We start from the raw sequence: 21,248 nt of genomic DNA, 5'->3' as shown, positions 1-21,248 counted from the left end.
CAAGCCCCTACTTTGTAGGGGCTTTTTTGTTTTATGATACAATTAGTAAAAATCCAGCAGGCAGGTGTAGAGTATGGATATGAATGAAAAAGACCTTATGAAAAACCCTTATATGACAAATATGAAATTCCTCCAGCAAGCTGAGGAAGAAACAGAATTTCAGAAAATTCTCAAAATCTTAACTGTCCCGGCAAAAAGCGGAATTTATATATCCAGATATGACCTTAGAAAAATGGGAATGCTTCTTGGAGTAAATGTTTCAATCAGAGAAAGGAAAGAGATGCTTAAAGACCTGTTTATCTATGCAAAACAGATGGACAAACTGAAAGATTTTCTGGACATTATTATTGACTTTATAGATTACAGAATTTCACAATACAATGAAATCACAGATCAGTTTCCAAGAACACAAAAACTAACAGCAAATTGGGTTAAAAAAGCTACTGCTTTAAAACAGTATCTTGAAAATATGAAAAAAGAAGTAGATATTTATAAAGATGTAAAACCTAATCCTCCATTTTAAGAGGATATAGCTCAAAATAAATATCCGGTGGAAGCCTTTTTATTCCTTCCACCCTTAATTTTGATGCCTCATTTATATCTTCTACTCCCAGTTTTCCAATAGCTGATATACCATCTTCACCTATAAGTTTAGGAGCAACAAATAAAGAAATTTTGTCATAAATTCCTGAAGTTATAAACTCTGTGATTATTGAATTTCCTCCTTCAACAAGTAAATGCATAACCTCAAGTTCATAAAGCTTTTTCAAAATATCATTTATATCAAATCTACCTTCTTTTAAAGGGAGTTTTATTATCTGAATATTTTCTTTATTTTTAAAAGGTTTTAATTGTCCCTCAGGAATATCTTCAGCCACAAAAACAATAGTTTTTGCAGTGCTATCAAAGATTTTATAATCAAGAGGGGTTTGCAGATACTTATCAATAAGCACCCTTAAAGGCTGTTTTTTGGATGGATAGTTTCGCACAGTTAATTGAGGATTATCTGCCAGAGCCGTTCCGACTCCAACCAAGACTGCTGTCGCTTCTTTCCTTAATTTATGGGCAAACCTTCTTGCCTTTTCCCCTGTAATCCATTTAGAAGAGCCGGTTTTTGTTGCTATTTTTCCATCAAGGGTCTGGGCTATTTTCAGATGAACAAAAGGCCTTTTTTTTCTTATATAAATAAAAAAATCTTCATTTAATTTTCTAGCTTCTTTTTCCAAAATACCTGTTTCAACCTGAATACCTTGCTTTCTTAAAATCTCTACCCCTTTACCTGCCACCTGAGGATTAGGGTCTAAAGTGGCAACTACGACTCTTTTTATACGGTTATCAATTATAGCCTCTGTGCAAGGTGGAGTTCTTCCATAATGACAGCATGGCTCAAGTGTTACATACATTGTAGAGCCGGCTATATCAAAGCCTTTTGAAAAGGCATCCTTTATAGCTTCCTTTTCTGCATGGGGCATTCCGGCTTTTTTATGATAGCCTTTGCCTATTATTTTTCCATCTTTAACTATAACTGCTCCCACTGCAGGATTTGGGTGTGTATATCCTTTTGCTTTTCTGGCTTCCTGCAGGGCCATTTTCATAAATTTTTCATCTATATTTTTCATCATTTGCACCGGTATAAATTCAGAACTATTTTAATTTTATCTAAAAATAATATTCAGGGAGAGAAAATGTATAACATAAACAAAGACCTTGCAAATATTTTCAAAAAAATGGCTGCGATTTATGAGTTTTTAGATGATAGATTCAGGGCTATGGCTTATCAAAGGGCAGCCCATATAATAGAAGACCTTCCGGATGATGTAAGAAATTATATAGCCACAGGTAAGCTATACACAATCAGGGGAATAGGTCCGTCTATCGCCTCAAAAATAGAAGAGTATGTTCAAACAGGAAAAATCCAGAAATATGAAGAACTAAAAAAGAAAGTCCCGGAGGATTTCATAGAGTTAATAGATTTACCTGGATTTGGACCAAAAACTTTAAAAAGAATTTATGAGGAACTGGGAATAACCACAAAAGAAGAACTTATAAAAGCCCTTAAAGACGGTAGAATTGAACGACTTGAAGGATTTGGTCCTAAAAAAGTTGAGAATATGCTAAAAGGCCTTCAGATGTATGAAATATCCAAAAGGAGAATACTCCTGTGGGAAGCTCTCCAGATATCAAAATATCTTATAGAAAAGCTAAAATCTAATCTTAAAGAAATACACAAAATAGAAGTTGTAGGCAGCACACGAAGAAGAAAAGAAACCATAGGAGATTTGGATATTCTTGTAACAGCTGATGACAAAGATAGACTAAAAATAATGGACTTTTTTACCTCCCTGGATGAAGTTTCGGAAGTTTTAGTAAAAGGTCCAAAAAAATCCTCTGTAATTATGAAATTTGAAGACAAAGAAAGGCAGGTTGATTTAAGGATATTTAAGGATGAGGAATGGGGAGCAGCTCTTCAATATTTTACAGGTTCTAAACAGCATAATATTCATTTAAGAGAAATAGCCAAAGAAAAAGGTTTAAAAATTAATGAATACGGGGTTTTCAAAGTTGACACAGAAGAAAAAATAGCCGGAGAAACAGAAGAAAGCGTTTATGAGGCTGTTGGTATGGACTGGATACCACCGGAATTAAGGGAAGATAGAGGAGAAATAGAGGCTGCCATGGCACATAAACTTCCCAAATTAGTGGAACTTAAGGACATAAAAGGAGATTTACATGTTCATTCCACATGGTCTGACGGTGTAGTTGCAATAAAAGATATTGTTGATTTTGTGAGAAATAATTACAAATATGAATACATCGTTATAACAGACCACTCAAAATCACAGAGAGTAGCCCATGGTCTTGATGAGGAAAGACTACTTGAAGAAATAAAAGAGATTGAGCTAATTAATAAAATGGCAGGTCTGGATTTTGTTAAAAAAGGAAGTGAAGTTGATATTTTACTTGATGGTAGCTTAGACCTCTCAGATGAGGTTTTATCCCAGCTTGATTGGGTTGTAGCCTCTGTCCACAGCCATTTCAACAGAGACAATACAGATAGAATTATAAAAGCCATGGAAAATCCTTATGTAAACGTCATAGGACACCCAACAGGCAGACTTATAGGATTAAGAGATGCTTATCCAGTTGATATGGATGCTGTAATAAAAGCTGCAAAAGAAACGGGAACAGCATTGGAAATCAATGCTCAACCCAGAAGAATGGATATAGATGATATATGGGTTAGAAAAGCTATTGAAGAAGGAGTAAAACTGGTAATATCAACAGATGCCCATAACCTTGGAAATTTTGCATTCATGGAAATAGGTGTTGCTGTTGCCAGAAGAGGCTGGGCAACTAAAAAGGATATCCTTAATACAAAAAGCTGGAAAGAGATACAAAAATTTGTAAATGCAAAAAGGAAAAAATTTGGAGCAAAGTTGGTGAGTAAATAATGGCTATTAAAACTCTCTCCTTTATAGGAGAGGATTTAGATACTAAGGTTTTACAGATATATAGAGAAATATTGGGAGATAAAGATTACGAAAATATAAAGGATTTTATATCTTTTTACAAAATAATGATTGAAATTGAAGATGAAAAATTAAAAATCCTTCAATTCTTTCATAAAGACCAGAAATGGCAGGAAATTTACTGCTTTAATCTAAAGACAAAACAGATTTCAAATAAAATAGAAAAATCTAAGCTTTTGAAGGAATTATACTATGAAAATAGTATTATTATTCAAAATGCTGAAGACGAACTAAAAAGAACAGCAAATATAATAATTGCTTTGCTTTCATTAATTATAGGTGCCGTAGTCGCTTTGATTTTATTAAATATAAACTGGTGATTTTTATATTTTAGGTTTGTCTACAGATTAAAAATTTGAAATTCCACGAAAATTTAAACTTTATGAAAAGAAAAAAGGGGGCTTAAGCCCCCTTTGGATATTATTTGAATGATGATACATCAAGAAGAAGTAGGCCTTTTGAACCGTCAGCCACAAATCCTATAGATTTATCACCATCAATCACAGATGAATAAGATTCACCTGGAGTATCAAGCATTCCAAGAACTACAGGATTTGCCGGATTTGATATATCTAAGATTACAAGACCTTTATCAACATCAGATACGAATGCCAGTTTTCCGTCTGTTGAAATTTTGATGGCATTTGCAAAGATAGTATCTGTAGAGTCTTCTTTATAAGATAAGCTGGCAACTTCATTATAAGACGTTGCATCAAACACCTTAACTCCGTTCTGTCCTGCAGCAACATAGATATAATTTCCATTTATTGCAACACTATCTTGAAGACCTATTCCTGTAGAAATCACCTGCTCCTCGGTTGGATTAGCAGGGTTAGAAACATCAACTATAACAACCCCTCTCTTAATATCACCAAGGATAGCTTTTTGACCGTCAGGTGTAAGTTCAACAGTTCTTATGTCATTATTGCTTGCAGAAGAAGTATCTCCATCATCAAGACTTCCTTTTTCAGTGTTGTCTGAGATATTAAATATTCTTAATCCTGCTGTTCCTTCTGCAACAAATAGAAGTCCTCTACTTTCATCTAAATAAACATCATGGGCAGCATCGCAGTTTATAGCTTCATTATTACATGAATCCCCGGAACTTTTAACAGGAATATCGGCCACATTATTAGGAGCTTTTTTGTCAGATACATCATAAACTTTTACACCACCTGCCGAAGTTGCCACATAAGCTGTATTTCCATCATTACTCACAGCAACACTATTAGCATATCTGGTTGTATCCCATACACAGTCATTAAGAATTTTTGGATTTGCTGGGTCGCTTACATCTGCAACTCTAAGACCACAATAAGCATCAGCAATTAATGAATAAAGCTTATCTTTTGTTTCTGTAAGGTCAATAGCTGCATAAGTGCTTGCATATCCAAGAACAATAGGTGGAATAAGGTCTGTTGCAATAGATTTAACCCCTTTATCATTATCAGTAACTATCGCATAAGTGCCATCATCTTTCAGTGCAACTCCATTTACGGAACCATCTGTATTTACAAAACCATCAACTTCCGGCTTAGATTGGTCTGAAATATCAGCCTCAATTAAGCCATTCTCTCCGTCAGGTATAAATAATTTTTTCTTTTCAGGAGAAACTACAATGTCAGACGGAATATTTCCTTTTGGAAGGTCTTCAACATTTAACAGAACAGGGTCTTCAGGGTTACATAATGCGTAGGTTAAAAGATAAGCTTTTGCTTGAGCTGGGTCAGGGCTGTCTTCCTGAACCGTTACATAAGCATATTTCCCATCTGGAGAAACAGCTACAGCCTGTGCTTTGCCGTATTTTGATGTATCATCTGTATTAAGTTTTTCAAGTTTATTTCCGTCTCCATTTTCATCATTAGGGTCTACTTTAAATGTAACAAGCCCGTTGTCTTCATCTGCAACATAAGCATATTGACCATCTTGTGAAGCAGCAACATCTTTTGCATTAGAAGATGTATCACCTGTTGGTTTAGTATCAACATTTGTCAACTCATTTCCTGCATTTGTTGGGTCAGCTTTAAGAAGTGCTACACCTTCATCTCCATCAGCTACAACAACATAATCATTTGTTCCATCATTAACAACATCAAGAGCATTAGCTGAGCCTTTTGTATTATCTCCATCTGGGTCAACAGTTGTTAAATTTTCAGGATCAACTTTATCCCCATCATTATTTTTATCAAGGTCAAGCATCGCTACACCATCATTACCACCTGCAACGTATGCATATTCACCATCTTTTGAAGGTTTTAAATCTTCAGGTGTAGTAATCCCAGTATCTATAGGAGATGAATTTTTCTGTTCCATATTTTCAGGGTCAGAAACATCAAATACATTCATTTTTCCATCGTCGTTAATCACATAAGCATATTTTCCATCTGGAGATGTTGCAGCATTCTTTGCATTTCCGCCTGTATCTTTGTTATCAAGAATTGGGTCTGCTGCAAGGAGAGGTATTTTACCATCTCTTATATCATTTGCAATATCATCAACATGTCCCTTAAAAGGTGCTTTTACTTTATTTTTAGCATCATTATTTGCAGGGTCAAAAACAAGTGCATCAACATCATCTGTTGCCCCATCATTGTTAACATCATCAACTAAACTTTTTGCAGTATCGTCTAATTTTTTTGCAAAATCAGAAGGCTTATAAGTTCCCTTCGCAGCACTGTCTGTTAAATCAGGTAATACCTTTTCAGCTACTAATTCACTTACAGGAGAAAGTTTAAAATCATTACCGGCAACTTTAACATCTTCACCTGTGGCAAGTGCTCTAAGTTTTCATTTATTAGGAGTTGGAGAACTATCTTTTTTACCATCATTATCAGCATCCCAATCCTGACCACCTGTGGCTTTATAGAGATAAAGTTTATTTGGGTCTAACTCATCTGCATGGGTATTGAATTTACCTATTTCATCAAGAGAATTACCACCTGAAGATTTTTCTGTCCATTTTAAAACCGGTTTACCATCATCGCCTATTTCATAAATTTCAACAGTAGCTCCTTCAACAGCACCTAATCTTACACTTCCCTGATACTGAGCAGTAGTGCTTCCTCCACCGGTGTTGTTACCACCTTTGGTAGAGCCTCCACCCCCGCCACCATCGCTACAACTGAACATTACAGCCCCTGCCATTGTTAAGGCAAGGAATTTTCCTGTAAATAATGCTTGTTTTAACTTCATGTTATACCCCCTTTCTTTAGGTTAATAATTTTTATTACTTATTATTAATAAAACTATAACTTATTGATCTGGCAGTATTATACAATTAAATTTTTTAAATTTCTATTATCCCCCCGGATGTAGTAGAATATTTATTTCCTAAGACATTTTCGTATTATTTTTGAAAAAGTTTATAGGCTAATTACTTATAAATGGAGGTCAAATTGATAAGAGTAAGATTTGCACCAAGCCCAACAGGATATTTACATTTGGGAAATGCGAGGACAGCATTGTTCAACTATATATATGCCAGACATACAGGGGGAAAACTTGTTTTAAGAATTGAGGATACAGATAAAGAAAGGTCTAAAAAAGAATATGAAGAGATGCTTATAGATGACCTGCAATGGCTTGGAATAGAATGGGATGAGGGTCCGGACATTGGTGGAGATTATGGACCTTACAGACAATCAGAAAGAACAGAAATTTACAAAGAATATGTAGAAAAACTCAAAGAAAGCGGTCATATCTATAAATGTTTTTGCACACCTGAAGAACTGGAAGAAGAAAGGAAAAAAGCTCTTGCAGAAGGAAGACCTCCAAGATACTCAGGAAAATGTAGAAATCTAACCCCTGAGGAAATTAAAAAATACGAAGAGGAAGGAAAACCTTATGTATGGAGATTTAGAGTTCCTGATGGAGAATATATAGTTTTTGAGGATTTAATAAAAGGAACAGTTGAGATTAATGTTGATGAGTTTGGAGATTTTGTGATAGTTAGGTCTGATGGCTCACCTGTTTATAACTTTGTGGTTGTTGTTGATGATGCACTAATGAAAATCACCCATGTTATAAGGGGAGAAGACCATTTATCTAATACACCAAAACAAATTCTTATTTATAGGGCTCTGGGATTTAAAGAACCTAAATTTGCCCATCTGCCAATTATTTTAGGAGAAGATAGAAGTAAATTATCCAAAAGACATGGTGCTGTTTCAGTCAGAGCCTTTAGAGATGATGGTTATGTTTCAGAGGCTATGTTTAATGGACTTGCCCTTCTTGGCTGGCACCCAAAAGGAGATAACGAGGTTTTATCAAAAGAAGAAATCATTGCCGAATTTGATATAGAAGATGTCCATAATGCCCCTGCAGTCTTTGATAGGGCGAAACTCAAATGGCTAAACGGCGTTTATATCAGAGAAATTCTTGACCTTGAAGACCTTACCAGAAGGGCTATTCCATTCTTTGAGGGATTTGGTTATAAGGCAGATTTTGAGTATTACAAAAAGGTAATGGAAGCTATAAGAGATAGCCTTGAAACATTAATGGACATTGAAGAAAGGGCAAAACCATTTTTTGTAGATGATTTCCATTACTCAGAAGAGGGTAAAAAATTCCTTGAAGAAGAAAGTGGATACAAAGTAATCCAGCTGTTTTATGAAAAAATAAAAGACAGAAATCAGATAACTAAAGAGGATTTCAAAAAAATCACAAAGGAAATACAAAAAGAACTTGGAGTGAAAGGAAAAGGCTTATTTATGCCAATTAGAGTGGCATTAACAGGAGAAACTTCAGGGGTAGATATTGCAACGCTGGTAGAAGTTATAGGCGTAGAAAGGGTAAAACACAGACTCCAGAGAGCACTGGAGTATTTTGGATGATACGCTGGATTACAGATTATCTTGGGGGTAGTAGAGCCCCTGAGTTAGAAGAACTAAAAATATGGAAAGAAGAAGGGGTTGATACAATTATCAACCTGCTTAAAGGGGATTACGGAGATTTTATTGCTCAGAAACAAAAGGAAATGGGATTTGAGGTTATAAGAATTCCTTTTGATATGTATCAGATTATTCCTGAAGAAGATTTCCTTGCTGTTTATCGGTATATTGATGAGATTAAAAATAACAAAAAAGTAGTTGTTCATTGCAAATATGGACAGGCCAGAAGCGGCACATTTCTGGCCGGTTATTTAATCCATTCTGGAAAAAGCTATGAAGAGGCTTTAAATACTGTAATGGCAAAAGGATTTCAGCCTTCAACCTTTCACCAGATTAACTTTTTACAAAATCTTGCAAAGAAAAAATGATAGACCCAAAAAAGCTGAAAAAGCTTAGATTTGAGATAGACGAAAAGGATATAAAACAGGTAGATGAAAATTTCTTAAAAGGTATAAAACATATCAAAGAAAGACATTACACAGAAGCAATAAAATGGCTTCAGCTTTCTGAATGTCCGGAAAGTCCATTAATCATTGCCGCACTGGCATTTAAAGTTGGTGATGAGTTTTTATTTGAAGAATATATAGAAGAACCGTTTGTTAAAAAATGCGGTGTAAATATTTATTTAATTTATGACAACAATAAAATACCTTTGGCAAAAGAAAATCTACTAAATCTAAAAGAAAAATTAAGCAGCTGATAAGGGAAGATATAAACCGTTAATTTTATTCCTTAGATATGTGGAAGATATTCCCGGTGTTCTTTTTAGATAAACAACCTCACAGTATTTTTTAAGATAATCAAACTTTCCTTTCCAGTCATCTCCCATTACAAATATGTCAACATTATATTTTTTAATATCCTCTATCTTTTGCTCCCAGTTACGCTCAGAAATCACCATATCAACAAATGGAAGACTTTTAACAATTTCAACTCTTTTTTCAAATGATTGAAAGGCTTTTTTCCCTTTTATTTCATTAAATTCATCTGTTGAAACAGCGACAATTAATCTATCACCTAAAGCTTTTGCCCTTTTTAAAAGTCTGTAATGCCCAAAATGGAATAAATCAAAAGTTCCATAAGTAATAACGGTTTTCATTGCCAATTCCTTTATAGGTTTAACTTTATTGTCGGTTAGAAATCAAACTATTTTAGATATTAAATTAGCTATTCTTTCAGCAGAATTACCATCTATATAATCAAAGGATATATCCTTTATTTTTTGTCTGTGCTCTTTGTATTTATCAACTCCTTTTAAAAAATCTTTTAAGGCTTTTAACAGTTCTCCCATAGATTTGGTTTTTTCTCCGGGGGTAAATATTTCATAATCAAGGATACAATTTTTCTTTATCTCCTCATAATTGGGAGTATAAAAAATAACAGGTTTATCTAATAGTAAATAATCAAAAAATATGGAAGAGTAATCTGTAATTAAAGCATCTACATGTTTAAGTAAAGGATAAATATCTTTTAGTGATGGATAAATTGTAATATTTTCATAGGTACCTTTAATACTGTCTTCAAACAAATACATTGAAGGGTGAAGTTTTAAAATAAAATGAATATCGTATCTCCTCCCAAATCTATCCAGTTTGTTCAAATCTAAAAAAGTCAAGGCCATATCTTTTCCGGTATAAGAAGTGGATAAAGAGGGGGTAATAAGAACTACTTTTTGATTTCTTTTTAACTTTAAGACTTTTTCAAAAATATTTTCATCAATATTAATCAAATCAAGTTCATCCAGTTCTCTGAAAAACACATCATTTCTGGGATATCCTGTAATCACAAATTCATCAGCAGAAAAAATTTTCTCAAATACAGACTGCATATATTTTGAAGTGGAAACAAAATAATCATTATGTTTTGGGAAATAATCATAGGTTTTCATCACAACGCGAACATCTTTAAGGGGAATACCATGCCATATTTGGAAAAAAATAACATTTTCAGGTTTAACTTTGCGATAAATATATTCTGTATCCCAGTCAGATAATATCCATAATTTTGTTTCCTTTAAAAGTTTTTTACCTGTTTCGTCCAGAGTAATTACAGGAAGATTGTATTTTTTCAATTTATGAAACACATTTTCATCTATCGTAAAATAGAAAATTTCCAAATCCCTAAACTTTTGTTTGTTTCTCACTAAAAAATTAAACAAATATTTTGAATTATAAAGATAATCATTATTTTTAGGAAAAACAATAAACCGCCGCATATTAATTGCCTTCTATCATATCTGTATATCTATTATCGTAATCTGGAGGAAGAATATTTATTCTTGAGATTAAATCAGGATTATCTTTACTTTTTACAGTTTTTATGGTGTATTCCTTTACTCCGTTTAAATTTAATAAATCCGAGATATTTTTTACAGGTTTATCAGGAATTATAGCAAGTTCAACAACCTGTGATTTTTTAGCGTTATATGTAAGCATAAGATTAATATTGTTTAATCTACATTCAAGATAGTGTTCGTAAGTGTTTCCGTATTGTCTTTCTGAAAAATCTTTGCAACCTTTTTCTTCAAGGAAAGCTTTTATTTGAGAAATATTCTGGGAAAAAATTTTGTCAAAAAATTGAGAATCTAAAAGCTTATCCTGTGCAATACAGGAAAAAGTCAGTAGCAATAAAAATATAGCTAATTTCCTCATACTAAAGCTCCTAACATTTTTTTCAAAATTGGGTTTGTTGCTATCATTTCAGACAAAACTGCGTCTAATACATATAAAACGAAATGGATAATAAAGACAGGTAAGATATACTTTTCTTTTTTAAAAAATTTTAGTCCTATATACAGCAGATAAAAGCTATATAAAAACCCCAGATTGCTCAAAATTCTAAGAGGCTGGTATATATCAAAAATATCAGATAGCCATATTGGAACATTTACCAGAATGTAAAATTTCATAATGGTTGAGAAATCTATCCTGAGCAATTTTGCAACTAAAAAAGAAAAAACAAATAAAACAGTCAAATCTGCTATATAAGTTGCAGGTGCATAAATAATAGCTTTTTGAAAAGAAATATCTTTCAGGCTAATAAAAGACAGAACAGGCCCAATTAGGCCGAAAGTTAAGGCATATTTTAAAAAATACCCCTGCCAGCTGCTTCTATCCTTTTCAAACTCTGGCCAGTATTTTGAAGGTTGAAAAATAAATCTAAATGCTCTCATCTTCTAAAATCTCTTCTACAGGAAAAAATCCATTTTTTTCTCTAACAAATTGAAGGAACTTTCTGTATGTTTCATTTGAGGAAAGGGTGTTTGCATCCCCTATCACAATCAGTTTTCTTTTGGCACGGGTTAATGCGACATTTAACCTTCTCAGGTCATCTAAAAATCCTATTTCCTCGTCTGGATTAGAACGAACCAGCGATATTATGATTACCTCTTTTTCTCTGCCCTGAAATCCATCAACGGTTTTCACCTCAACATCTGGCACAAGTTTTTTCAGATACTCCTCATGGTCTTTGTATGGTGTTATAACTCCAATATCTTCCGGTGGAACTCCTAATTCCTTTAGTTTGTTTATGATAAGTTGAACGATTTTTGCCTCTTCCGGATTATATTTTGAACGACTACCTTTTTTCTGTTTTTCCAGAAATCTGCCATGGGTATCGATGAAAACAATCGGTGTATCATCTGTTATAGGGTCTTTCCCTGTTTTTCCTGTAATATCTGATAGTTTTCTGTTTTTTACTTCTTCTGCAGATACTAACTCACCATTATAAAATTCTTCTGAAGGAAACTCTTTTATAAGGTCATTCATCCTGTATTGAATTTTCAGCATGTAAGCAGAATCAGGATAGATTTTTATAAATCTCTCAAACATTGTGAAAGATAAGCCTTTGGCTTCAGGGTGTAAAACTGTAGGGGGAAGTTGTTTATGGTCTCCGGCGAGGATTGCTTTTTTGCCCTTTATAAGTGGTATTAAACAGGAGGGTTCTGTAGCCTGGGAAGCCTCATCAATAAAAATAACATCAAATATATCCTCAAACAGAAAATCTGAACCTGCCCCTGAGTTTGTAGCACAAACCACATCTGCTTTCTCAAGTATATCCTCAATAATCTGTTCTTCCAGATTTTTCTTTTGGTTTACAAGTTTTTGGATATCCTTTTGAAGTCTTATCCATTCTGCCATTTTTTTTAGGGTTTCTAATTTGTGTCCTCTAACCTTTTTACCGGCTTTTGCATATTTTAGGATTTCATCATAGGAAAGGCCTCTTCTTCTTTGGGGAATAGGTTTTAGATAATTTTCTTGCAGGGATTTTAATTTGTTTATCTTTTTTTCTATATTTTTGATTTCTGTATATTTAGGGTGTGTTTCTACTTTGGCATCTAAAGAAACAGAAAGCAGTTCTTTTTTTAGCCTTGCAGGATGTCCAATCCTGACAACATTTACATCATATTTCAACAGTCCTTCAACTATATTATCAACTGCAGTATTACTGTCTGCTGTAGCAAGGATTTTTTGACCTTTTTTAATATGTTGAATAATTGCTTCTATTAGTGTTGTAGTTTTACCTGTTCCCGGCGGACCGTGTATAAGGAATAACTGCGGAGAACAGACTGCTCTTTTTACTGCTTCCTTTTGAAACTGGTTCAGATTTTGGTTTACAAACTCTAAATTCTCCTCGCAAACTTCAGGCTTTTTATGTCCCAGAATAATTTTTTCATCATAAAGAGAATATCCCTTTTCAAAAAATTCCAGACTCCCAAGCATTCTTTTAAAGGTTATATCATTTACAAACAAGTCTATACGCCATTTTTTAGCAGGAGGTAATTTTTGGGAAAAAACAACAGTCAGAAAATATTTTCCTTTTTCAAAAACGGTGCCTTCTACTCCATCCTTTAGTGGATGTTTTCTGCTAACCAGAACAACATCACCGACATTAATCTGATGGTCAGGCATATCATCTCTGTAAAATCTATAAACCAAAAAATCCCCGATTATTGTTCCTAAAAAGGATGCTTTAAGCCCTAATATTGCTCTACCTTTTTTCTCTCTTTCTTTTCCAGATAGGGAAATTATTTCATTAAGATGAAATTCTTTTTCTGCATCCCTTTCAAGCTCAACAAGATTTTCCCAGTAATGTCTATATTCTGTTTTATCCTTAAATTTTAATCTCAATTTCTCTCCTTAACTATTTTTTCTTGGACAACAACCAGTAAACTATACCAAGAGATAACACTATAGCCCCATAACTGAGAAGTTGCAAGGATTTTTCGGCAGAAAGAGAAACAATAAGGATTTTTCTGATTAATGCTGCAAGGGCAACACCTATAAAAGCACCTATTGCAAAACCACCACCCCTAAGATGTTTTATTTCTTCCTGCATAAGCTCAGAAACAGCCCACAGAACCAGAAGTGTACCTAGTGCCATTAAAATACCTTTGTCTATCGGAACAATTCCAAATAAAAGCTGGTAGATATCAAAAAGGAAAAGACCAACAACAAATAAAGATACCAGTATTAATGCTCCCACAAGGGCAAAATCCAACATATCCGAGAATTTTTTTGCTGTTGAATAAAGGACTTTTTCAAACTTTGACATTACTTGATAACGGCTAAGCTCCTGTTCCCTGTATGCTGCTGTTAAAACATCAAGATTTATATCAAGTAGTTTTCCTATTGATGCAACAAGCTGATTTCTTTTTTCTGACAGACCAAATTCCTGATTAATTTTTTCAATAAAAAATCTTCTTATAAAGTTAAATGAGGCATTAACATAGTGGGTAGGAAGTCCTATATCTACGTGTTTTTCACCAATTCTGTAAAGCTTTTGGAAATATTTGTAGTCGTATTTTCCGGAGAACAGGTCATCATACCATTCCCTTAATTTTTCTTGATGTCTGTTTATGATTTCTTCAGATTTTAAATATTTAAATGTTTCTGGAAAACGGGATATAAATTTGTAAAATCTATCTATAAATTCATCTTTGTATTTTTCCATAACAGGTTTAAGAATCAGAATATTCTGAACATCCTTTTCTGTAAAATCAAAATCCCTTTTAATCTGTTCAAAACTTTCCATTTTAGCTCCTCAAGTCTTTTAATAATCATTAATGAAAGGATTGATTATTTTGAGTTTGCCTTCTACCATAAGATTATGGTGCATATCCTCTGAATATAAAATATTACATTTATTATTTAAAGCAGAGGAAACAATAAGGCTATCCCAATATGAAAAGGAATATTTTGTTCTTATTTGAGAAGCCAATAGAATATCTTCAATTTTCAAAGAAGATATCTCATAGACATCGTTTAAATTTTTAATTGGCTGTTGAATTTCTTCTTCTGTATAAAATGCTTTTTTAATAAGATTAACACAGATTTCATTTATGACTTGCACACTTAATATATATTTACTATTGCTGTTTATTATTTTTCTGGCTATTCGTGATTTTTCTATATCTTGCTCCATAAAAGCATACAACCAAATATTCGTATCAACAAATATTTTATCTATCATATATTTCTTCTCTTTTAAGGGGTTTGAAAGGTTTTACTTTTTTAGGAATAATTTCATCAATTGTTTTTCTTATCTTTTTTTTAGCGTAATTTTGAAGTAAAAATTCATAAAAATCTATCAATTCCTTTTTTGCTTCTTCCGGAAGCTTATCTAAATTTATTTTCTTCATTTAAATTAACTCCAAAATTATGATTTTCTTTATAACATTAAATATTTTCATACATTAATTTATAGAAAAAATGAGGTTATGTGCAATGGACAGAATTAAAAGCTTAAAAAATCTAAAAAAATTAGAGGGGAAAAATACAGAATGTTATAAATGCGGTGCAAAGGGTATTCCTGTTTATGAAGACCCGAATATAGAGGATATGTATTTTTGTGAAAAATGCTGGGAAGAAAGGCTTAAAACAGAAGAGATAGAAGATTGGGGATTTGAGGAAGAAATCCCCTATGAATAAAAGGCTGCAGGAGAAAATCCTGCAACTTATTTAGATTTTTTCTTTTTCCTTCTTTCAATCCTATTTTTGTATTTTATAACTTTTTTCTTCTTTTTCTTTTTGGCTTTTTCTTCTTCCTCTTGTGTAGAAAGTTCAGCTTCTTCAAGAAGCTTTTGTGTTTCTTCTTCTAATTTTTTCTTTTCTTCTTCAACCTCTTCTTCAGAAGTTATATCTGTTTTGAATAGATACTCAAGGGAATGTTGTTTTAGTCTAAATAGCATATCTTCAAACAGATTGAAGGCTTCTTTTTTATACTCAACAAGTGGGTCTCTTTGCGCATATCCTCTGAGATATACACTTTCTCTTAATCTATCTAATAGGTGAAGGTGCTCTTTCCACAGGTTATCTAACACTTGCAGAGTAATATATCTTTCAAATTCTCTCATCAAACCGGAACCATAGTATTCTTCCTTCTGGTTATAAACCTTTTCAACCTCGGAGAATATGAACTCTTCTAATTCTTTTCTATCCCATTCTTGTTCCCTTGGAATTTTTATATCAACGTTCAACCATTCTTTAAATGTTTTCTCAAGTTCATCAAAATCCCATTTTTCCTGATATTCCTCTGCAGGTGCATATTTGTCTATGTAATAAAGGGCAACATCGTAGAACCACTGCTTAAGCTCATCTTTAAGGTTTGCTCCTGCAAGAATATCTCTCCTGAGAGAGTAAATCACCTGTCTTTGTCTATTCATTACATCATCAAATTCAAGGAGTCTTTTCCTAATCTGGAAGTTCTGGGCTTCTATTCTTTTCTGGGCATTTTCAATGGCTTTTGTTACCATTGAACTCTCTATAGGTTCCCCTTCAGGAATTTTTAGTCTGTCCATAAGATTTTTAAGCTTTTCCCCACCAAATAGCCTTAAAAGGTCATCCTCAAGGGAGAGATAAAATCTTGAAGAACCTGGATCCCCTTGTCTTCCTGCTCTACCTCTCAGCTGGTTATCAATCCTTCTACTTTCATGTCTTTCTGTTCCTATTACAGCAAGTCCACCAAGTTCTATAACCTTTTTCTTTTCTTCTGCAGTGATTTTTTGTGCTTCTTTTAATGCTTCTTTGAACTGTTCTTCTGTAGCTTCTTCCGGAGTTAATCCCTTTTTCTTAAGTATTTCTTTTGCAAGGAATTCAGGGTTTCCACCAAGAAGGATATCTGTTCCCCTACCTGCCATATTTGTGGCTATTGTTACAGCTCCTATTCTCCCCGCCTGTGCTATGATTTCAGCTTCTTTTTCATGGTGTTTTGCGTTAAGGACATGATGTTTTATTCCCCTCTTTTTAAGCAAGGCTGAAAGCTGCTCAGAAGTTTCAATTGATGCTGTTCCTACCAGTATTGGTCTTCCTTGCTTGTGAAGTTCCTCTATTTCCTTTAAGGCTGCTTCAAATTTTTCTTTCTTTGTTTTATAAACAAGGTCTGGATAATCTTTTCTAATAACAGGTTTATTTGTTGGAATAACCAGAACATCAAGTCCGTAAATCTCCTTGAATTCTTCAGCCTCAGTTTCTGCTGTTCCTGTCATACCTGCGAGCTTATCATACATACGGAAGTAATTCTGGAATGTGATTGAAGCTAAGGTCTGGTTTTCTGCCTCTATTTTTACCCCTTCTTTTGCTTCTATTGCCTGATGCAGTCCATCAGACCATCTTCTACCGGGCATAAGACGACCTGTAAATTCATCAACAATGATTACCTGTCCATCTTTTACCACATAATCAACATCCCTGTGGAACAGGGTATTTGCCCTGAGAGACTGGGTTATAGCATGGAGTATGTCTATATTTTTAGGGTCATACAGGTTTTCTAGATTAAAGTATTTTTCTGCTTTTTCTGCTCCTTTCTCTGTTAAAACTGCAGTTTTATTTTTTTCATCAACTATAAAGTCTTCTTCAGGAACAAGGGTTTTAACAAAAGCATCTGCCATATAGTAAATAGAAACATCTTCACCAGATGGTCCTGAAATAATAAGTGGTGTTCGTGCTTCATCAATCAGAATTGAATCAACTTCGTCAACAATTGCAAAGTGATGTCCTTTTACCTGAACAACCTGGTCTATGGAAAAGACCATATTATCCCTTAGATAATCAAATCCAAACTCATTGTTTGTTCCATAGGTTATATCTGCTTCATAGGCTTCTCTTCTTTCTGCCTCAACAGCATGGGTAAAGAAATTTTTCCTTGCCTCTATGTTGTATTTTTCTGATGGAAGAAGTTCTCCCTCAAATTCCTTTGGCCAGACCCTCATATCTTTTTCAATGGCTTCGTTGAATTTGTCTTCATCTACCCACTCAACCTTAAATGACTGATGATTTGTATTAATGACCCCAACATCAAGTCCCAGAAATTTATAAATAGAACCCATCCATACGGCGTCCCTTTTTGCCAGATAATCGTTAACAGTTACCAGATGGACGCCTTTCCCGGTAAGTGCATTTAGATATATTGCTATAGATGCAACAAGGGTTTTACCTTCCCCTGTTTTCATCTCGGCAACATTACCCTTATGAAGGGCTAAAGCACCTATAAGCTGGACATCAAAAGGCCTAAGACCGAGCGTCCTTTTTGCTGCTTCTTTTACTAAAGCAAATGCTTCAGGGAGTATATCTACTATTTCTCCTCTGGTAATTGCATCGCTAAGCTCTTTATCTGAACGGACTTTTTCTATTAGCTGAAGGCTTTTTTCTCTGATTTCTTTATTGGAAAGCTGGTCTAATTCTTTTTCTATCTGATTTATTTTCTGGACAATTGGTTTTAATTTTTTTATTTCCCTTTCATTTTTTGTTCCAAAAATCTTTTTAAATACATAACCTATCATCTTATTCCCTTTTCCTCCGTTATTAACAGATTAATTATATCAGGTTTGTAAGTATGAAAATTTATGACCTTTTTTTGAAAAATAATTCATAGACCACAAATAATCCGATACCTATTGTGATTGCACTATCAGCAATATTAAATGCAGGCCAGTGGTGTGAATAAATATGAACATCTAAAAAGTCCCTTACCTTCCCGATAAAAATCCTGTCATAAAGGTTTCCAATAGCACCTCCTGCAATTAAAGCAAGAGCAACGAGTTCAAAGGTTGATAATTTTGCATTCCTAAAATATGCATAAGCTATAGTTAAAACGGCTGCTACAGACGAAGCACCAATGAGTATCAGTTTTCTGATATATTCAGGCGCCTGTCCGAATATCCCAAAAGCAGCTCCCCTATTCCAGACAAGTGTAAGGTCAAAATAGTTTGGAATAATAATGATCCTTTCTATATCGGACAGATATTTTACAGCCAGTTCTTTTGTTATAAGGTCTAAGCCTATTACACCAATAACTATTCCAAAAAATAAAATAAGCCTTTTGTTCATTACTCAGGTATTTTTCCTGTGTCCTCGTCTTCCATAGTTCCTGGAATAATATGATAAAATCCAAGGTCATCAGACCTGTTAGAGAAAGATTTCATGACTTCTTCATTCTGGCTGCAATCTATGCATAATCTAACCCATGGTATCGCTTGCAGTCTTTTCTCTCCGATTGGAGCACCACATTCTTCACAAACACCATAGGTTCCGTTTTCTATCTTTTTGAGTGCTATATCAATCTGAAATAATGTTTCTCTTTCTGCCTGAGAAAGTTTATAAATGGTTTCTCTACTTAGTTCAGAGGTAACAACATCAGCTGCATCTTCAACACCGCTTTTTTCATTGAGGTCTTCATTGTTGTTGTTTGCAAGTGACTCAAGGATTTCAGCTCTTTTTTTCAGAAGTTCTTCCCTGATTTTTTCAATATCCATAACAATCCTCCCTTTCTTAAATGAGGATACTAAATATAATTTTTTTTCATAAAAGTCAAGAGTTTTGTTAAAATTATTTGCGATTAAATCGCAAAATAAGGGAGAAAAAATTGTATCAAAATTTTTTAGAAGAACTTATTTACGAATATCTTGACTTTAAGGGTTGTTTCGTTAAAAGAAATATTAAACTTCGAAAAAGAGAAAAAGGAGGTTTTGATAGAGAAATTGATATTCTTGCTCTCGATACTAGAAATTGCATTGTTTATCATATCGAAACCTCTTTTGCTACAAATAAGAGTTGGGATCAAACTATAGAAAATTTTAAAAGAAAAAAATTTGACATTAAGAAAAAAGAATATGCTCAACTTGTTGGTTTAGAAGCCCACGAAATTCAAATAGTAAAAGTAGCTATTCTATTAAACGTACCTAAACAAAAGGAAAAAAGGGATCTTTTTGAGAAAGAAACAAAATCTAAACTTTATTCAATAAAAGAAATTATGGAAGAAATCAAGAGCCCTATTACTTCAAAGGATCCTCTTAAAGAAGCTATACCTGAAAAATACCCTTTACTGCGAACAATACAATTTATTCATCATTTTACTGAATCTAATAATTAAATATTGACAAATGCTCCCAATATACATATAATATTCTCTCGTTGAATGAGCCGCTAGCTCAGTCGGTAGAGCACCGGTCTTTTAAACCGGTGGTCCTGGGTTCGACCCCCAGGCGGCTCACCATTGCCCCCGTCGTCTAGCCAGGCCTAGGACACCGGCCTTTCACGCCGGCGACACGGGTTCGAATCCCGTCGGGGGCATTTTTCATTTATGGTCGGTTAGCTCAGATGGCTAGAGCGCCTGCCCGACACGCAGGAGGTCGGAGGTTCGAATCCTCCACCGACCACTTCCTTTAAATCTCTATTGAAAATCCTCCCAGCCCTCCTATCTTTATTTAAAAATAGATATACAGGAGGGTCAGTTATGAGGGTTTACATCAAAGAAGAAAACGGGAAATATCTCCTTTTAAATGCTGTCTCCAATGAAAAAATAGCTGAATTCTCAGATGTTGCTGAAGCTGTGAAATATGCCCTTGATAATGGATATCATCTTCCCTTAAGATCTGTAGATGGTGAGTTTGTTACAGATAAAAGTGGTAATCCTGTTTATATAGATGAAAAAGGAATTTTAGAACTTGCAGATGGAACTCTTCTTGAAGGCTGCAGACTCTGTCCAAGATGTGGATGGATTGCATATTGGGAAGAAGTTCTTGATGAAGATAAAGAACCAAGGGAATGTTTTGTATGTCCGCATTGTGGATATGTGTTTGAATGCACTCCGGAAGTAGAAGATATAGGAGAAGGGGATTAATCCCCCTTCTTTTTAAGCTTCAGCTTTTTCCTTTTCAGTAGTTTCTACTTTTTTTTCTTCTTTTATTTCAGATTCAATCTCTTTAGTTTTAACAACTTTTTCTTCTTTTTCCTCCTCTTCACCGCTGAGTGAGTTTTTAAAACTTCTTATTCCTTCTCCAAGTCCTTTTCCTATTTCAGGCAGTTTTTTTGCACCGAATAGCAATAACAGTATTCCAAATATAAGTAAAAGTTCAGGAATTCCTATACCACCAAACATAAGATATCCTCCTTACATTCCTTTCAATTTTTTAATAGCGTTAATTATATCATCAATAGACTTTTCAATTCTTTTTGGCTCCCAGACATGAACTATTCTACCTTCAGGATTTATTAAAAATGCTGTGCTTACTATTTTTTCTTTTTCAATACCGTGGACATTAACTTTTTCATAAACTCCATATCCTTTAATAGTTTCCATTGTAGGGTCACTTAGCATTAAAAATTTTATACCATGTTCATGTTTAAATCTTTTATGTTCTTCTATAGGATCTTTATCAATTAAAACAGGAATAACATCATACTCCATTAATCTCTCAAGGTTTTCCTTTAAAGGACATCCACTTCTATCACATCTGCTTTTTTCTTCTGAAGATGTAAAATAAAGAAGAACATATTTATTTTCTCCTAATAAGTTGCTTAAACTTATTTTTCTGCCGTCAGCTTCGTATAAA

The 21,248-nt window shown here is 33.9% G+C and carries 26 protein-coding genes and 3 tRNA genes; 13 read left to right on the top strand and 16 right to left on the bottom strand.

Annotation, left to right across the window (positions count from 1 at the left end):
* The first annotated feature begins 73 nt into the window (after positions 1 to 73).
* Positions 74 to 523 (top strand): hypothetical protein, encoded by a 450-nt coding sequence (locus MVE07_RS03400; protein ID WP_297453999.1) that lies wholly within the window; start codon positions 74 to 76, stop codon positions 521 to 523.
* Here MVE07_RS03400 and ribD read toward each other — a convergent pair.
* On the bottom strand, positions 507 to 1,622 hold the full coding sequence (ribD, locus tag MVE07_RS03395) for a bifunctional diaminohydroxyphosphoribosylaminopyrimidine deaminase/5-amino-6-(5-phosphoribosylamino)uracil reductase RibD (RefSeq protein ID WP_297453996.1): 1,116 nt from the start codon (positions 1,620 to 1,622) through the stop codon (positions 507 to 509). The genes MVE07_RS03400 and ribD overlap by 17 nt on opposite strands.
* Before the next feature lie 63 nt (positions 1,623 to 1,685).
* Between ribD and polX the strand changes: the two genes are divergently transcribed.
* Together polX and MVE07_RS03385 are read left to right on the top strand one after the other, a co-directional pair.
* Positions 1,686 to 3,452 (top strand): DNA polymerase/3'-5' exonuclease PolX, encoded by a 1,767-nt coding sequence (gene polX / locus MVE07_RS03390; RefSeq protein ID WP_297453993.1) that lies wholly within the window; start codon positions 1,686 to 1,688, stop codon positions 3,450 to 3,452.
* Positions 3,452 to 3,850, top strand: a complete 399-nt coding sequence (locus tag MVE07_RS03385) for a hypothetical protein (RefSeq protein ID WP_297453990.1) — start codon at positions 3,452 to 3,454, stop codon at positions 3,848 to 3,850. Before polX ends, MVE07_RS03385 begins: the two co-directional genes overlap by 1 nt.
* A gap of 100 nt (positions 3,851 to 3,950) precedes the next feature.
* On the opposite strand, the gene MVE07_RS03380 is transcribed toward MVE07_RS03385, so the two are convergent.
* Complete coding sequence (locus tag MVE07_RS03380; protein WP_297454063.1) at positions 3,951 to 5,969, bottom strand: beta-propeller fold lactonase family protein; 2,019 nt, start codon at positions 5,967 to 5,969, stop codon at positions 3,951 to 3,953.
* Here MVE07_RS03380 and MVE07_RS03375 point away from each other — a divergent pair.
* Entirely contained in the window at positions 5,956 to 6,189 is a 234-nt protein-coding gene (locus MVE07_RS03375) for a hypothetical protein (RefSeq protein WP_297453987.1), read from the top strand. The genes MVE07_RS03380 and MVE07_RS03375 overlap by 14 nt on opposite strands.
* Before the next feature lie 128 nt (positions 6,190 to 6,317).
* Here MVE07_RS03375 and MVE07_RS03370 read toward each other — a convergent pair whose 3' ends face one another.
* Positions 6,318 to 6,722 (bottom strand): hypothetical protein, encoded by a 405-nt coding sequence (locus MVE07_RS03370; protein ID WP_297453985.1) that lies wholly within the window; start codon positions 6,720 to 6,722, stop codon positions 6,318 to 6,320.
* Positions 6,723 to 6,925: 203 nt separating this feature from the next.
* On the opposite strand from MVE07_RS03370, the gene gltX reads away from it, so the two are divergent.
* The 3 genes from gltX to MVE07_RS03355 are packed head-to-tail and all read left to right on the top strand — an operon-like array spanning position 6,926 to position 9,119.
* Complete coding sequence (gltX, locus tag MVE07_RS03365; RefSeq protein ID WP_297453981.1) at positions 6,926 to 8,362, top strand: glutamate--tRNA ligase; 1,437 nt, start codon at positions 6,926 to 6,928, stop codon at positions 8,360 to 8,362.
* Complete coding sequence (locus MVE07_RS03360; protein ID WP_297453978.1) at positions 8,359 to 8,787, top strand: dual specificity protein phosphatase; 429 nt, start codon at positions 8,359 to 8,361, stop codon at positions 8,785 to 8,787. Before gltX ends, MVE07_RS03360 begins: the two co-directional genes overlap by 4 nt.
* Positions 8,784 to 9,119, top strand: coding sequence for a hypothetical protein (locus MVE07_RS03355; protein WP_297453975.1), 336 nt, complete (start codon positions 8,784 to 8,786; stop codon positions 9,117 to 9,119). The genes MVE07_RS03360 and MVE07_RS03355 overlap by 4 nt, the downstream gene beginning before the upstream one ends.
* Here the strand turns inward: MVE07_RS03355 and tagD are convergent.
* The 8 genes from tagD to MVE07_RS03315 are packed head-to-tail and all read right to left on the bottom strand — an operon-like array spanning position 9,108 to position 15,059.
* Positions 9,108 to 9,518, bottom strand: a complete 411-nt coding sequence (tagD, locus tag MVE07_RS03350; protein WP_297453972.1) for a glycerol-3-phosphate cytidylyltransferase — start codon at positions 9,516 to 9,518, stop codon at positions 9,108 to 9,110. The two genes, MVE07_RS03355 and tagD, sit on opposite strands and share 12 nt — an antisense overlap.
* Positions 9,519 to 9,560: 42 nt before the next feature.
* The gene (locus MVE07_RS03345) at positions 9,561 to 10,634 is read right to left on the bottom strand and encodes a CDP-glycerol glycerophosphotransferase family protein (RefSeq protein ID WP_297453969.1); all 1,074 of its coding nucleotides are present in this window, start codon (positions 10,632 to 10,634) and stop codon (positions 9,561 to 9,563) included.
* A gap of 1 nt (position 10,635) precedes the next feature.
* Positions 10,636 to 11,070: a hypothetical protein gene (locus tag MVE07_RS03340; RefSeq protein WP_297453966.1), complete on the bottom strand. Its 435-nt coding sequence runs from the start codon at positions 11,068 to 11,070 to the stop codon at positions 10,636 to 10,638.
* Positions 11,067 to 11,591: a YIP1 family protein gene (locus tag MVE07_RS03335; RefSeq protein ID WP_297453963.1), complete on the bottom strand. Its 525-nt coding sequence runs from the start codon at positions 11,589 to 11,591 to the stop codon at positions 11,067 to 11,069. The genes MVE07_RS03340 and MVE07_RS03335 overlap by 4 nt, the downstream gene beginning before the upstream one ends.
* Entirely contained in the window at positions 11,578 to 13,548 is a 1,971-nt protein-coding gene (locus MVE07_RS03330; RefSeq protein ID WP_297453960.1) for an IGHMBP2 family helicase, read from the bottom strand. Before MVE07_RS03330 ends, MVE07_RS03335 begins: the two co-directional genes overlap by 14 nt.
* A gap of 13 nt (positions 13,549 to 13,561) precedes the next feature.
* Positions 13,562 to 14,452: a protoglobin domain-containing protein gene (locus tag MVE07_RS03325; protein ID WP_297453958.1), complete on the bottom strand. Its 891-nt coding sequence runs from the start codon at positions 14,450 to 14,452 to the stop codon at positions 13,562 to 13,564.
* 18 nt (positions 14,453 to 14,470) lie between these two features.
* The gene (locus tag MVE07_RS03320; RefSeq protein ID WP_297453956.1) at positions 14,471 to 14,890 is read right to left on the bottom strand and encodes a PIN domain-containing protein; all 420 of its coding nucleotides are present in this window, start codon (positions 14,888 to 14,890) and stop codon (positions 14,471 to 14,473) included.
* Complete coding sequence (locus MVE07_RS03315) at positions 14,880 to 15,059, bottom strand: DUF2281 domain-containing protein (protein WP_297453954.1); 180 nt, start codon at positions 15,057 to 15,059, stop codon at positions 14,880 to 14,882. Before MVE07_RS03315 ends, MVE07_RS03320 begins: the two co-directional genes overlap by 11 nt.
* A gap of 85 nt (positions 15,060 to 15,144) precedes the next feature.
* Here MVE07_RS03315 and MVE07_RS03310 point away from each other — a divergent pair, with 85 nt between their 5' ends.
* Entirely contained in the window at positions 15,145 to 15,348 is a 204-nt protein-coding gene (locus MVE07_RS03310; RefSeq protein WP_297453951.1) for a hypothetical protein, read from the top strand.
* Between the two features lie 26 nt (positions 15,349 to 15,374).
* Here MVE07_RS03310 and secA read toward each other — a convergent pair whose 3' ends face one another.
* The 3 genes from secA to MVE07_RS03295 all read right to left on the bottom strand — a co-directional run bounded on the left by secA (position 15,375) and on the right by MVE07_RS03295 (position 19,169).
* Positions 15,375 to 18,197 (bottom strand): preprotein translocase subunit SecA, encoded by a 2,823-nt coding sequence (gene secA / locus MVE07_RS03305; protein WP_297453948.1) that lies wholly within the window; start codon positions 18,195 to 18,197, stop codon positions 15,375 to 15,377.
* A gap of 61 nt (positions 18,198 to 18,258) precedes the next feature.
* Positions 18,259 to 18,744 (bottom strand): signal peptidase II, encoded by a 486-nt coding sequence (lspA, locus tag MVE07_RS03300; protein WP_297453945.1) that lies wholly within the window; start codon positions 18,742 to 18,744, stop codon positions 18,259 to 18,261.
* Positions 18,744 to 19,169 carry a TraR/DksA family transcriptional regulator gene (locus MVE07_RS03295; protein ID WP_297453942.1) on the bottom strand — a complete coding sequence of 142 codons (426 nt, stop codon included), beginning with the start codon at positions 19,167 to 19,169 and terminating at the stop codon, positions 18,744 to 18,746. Before MVE07_RS03295 ends, lspA begins: the two co-directional genes overlap by 1 nt.
* A gap of 110 nt (positions 19,170 to 19,279) precedes the next feature.
* Here MVE07_RS03295 and MVE07_RS03290 point away from each other — a divergent pair, with 110 nt between their 5' ends.
* The 5 genes from MVE07_RS03290 to MVE07_RS03270 all read left to right on the top strand — a co-directional run bounded on the left by MVE07_RS03290 (position 19,280) and on the right by MVE07_RS03270 (position 20,536).
* The gene (locus MVE07_RS03290; protein ID WP_297453939.1) at positions 19,280 to 19,786 is read left to right on the top strand and encodes a hypothetical protein; all 507 of its coding nucleotides are present in this window, start codon (positions 19,280 to 19,282) and stop codon (positions 19,784 to 19,786) included.
* A 47-nt stretch (positions 19,787 to 19,833) separates the two neighbouring features.
* Positions 19,834 to 19,909: transfer RNA gene (locus tag MVE07_RS03285), tRNA-Lys, on the top strand.
* Between the two features lie 2 nt (positions 19,910 to 19,911).
* Positions 19,912 to 19,986, top strand: a tRNA-Glu gene (locus MVE07_RS03280).
* Positions 19,987 to 19,998: 12 nt separating this feature from the next.
* A tRNA-Val gene (locus tag MVE07_RS03275) sits at positions 19,999 to 20,072 on the top strand.
* A 77-nt stretch (positions 20,073 to 20,149) separates the two neighbouring features.
* Entirely contained in the window at positions 20,150 to 20,536 is a 387-nt protein-coding gene (locus MVE07_RS03270; RefSeq protein ID WP_297453936.1) for a hypothetical protein, read from the top strand.
* 12 nt (positions 20,537 to 20,548) lie between these two features.
* On the opposite strand, the gene tatA is transcribed toward MVE07_RS03270, so the two are convergent.
* Positions 20,549 to 20,794 carry a twin-arginine translocase TatA/TatE family subunit gene (gene tatA, locus MVE07_RS03265; RefSeq protein ID WP_297453933.1) on the bottom strand — a complete coding sequence of 82 codons (246 nt, stop codon included), beginning with the start codon at positions 20,792 to 20,794 and terminating at the stop codon, positions 20,549 to 20,551.
* A 12-nt stretch (positions 20,795 to 20,806) separates the two neighbouring features.
* Positions 20,807 to 21,248, bottom strand: a 442-nt coding sequence (locus MVE07_RS03260) for a redoxin domain-containing protein (protein WP_297453930.1), incomplete at its 5' end; no start/stop codon positions are given.

It is taken from the genome of Persephonella sp. (assembly GCF_027023985.1).
Classification (GTDB): domain Bacteria; phylum Aquificota; class Aquificia; order Aquificales; family Hydrogenothermaceae; genus Persephonella_A.
The sequence above is the reverse complement of the archived record's forward strand: the minus strand, read 5'-3'. Positions and strand labels throughout refer to the sequence as shown.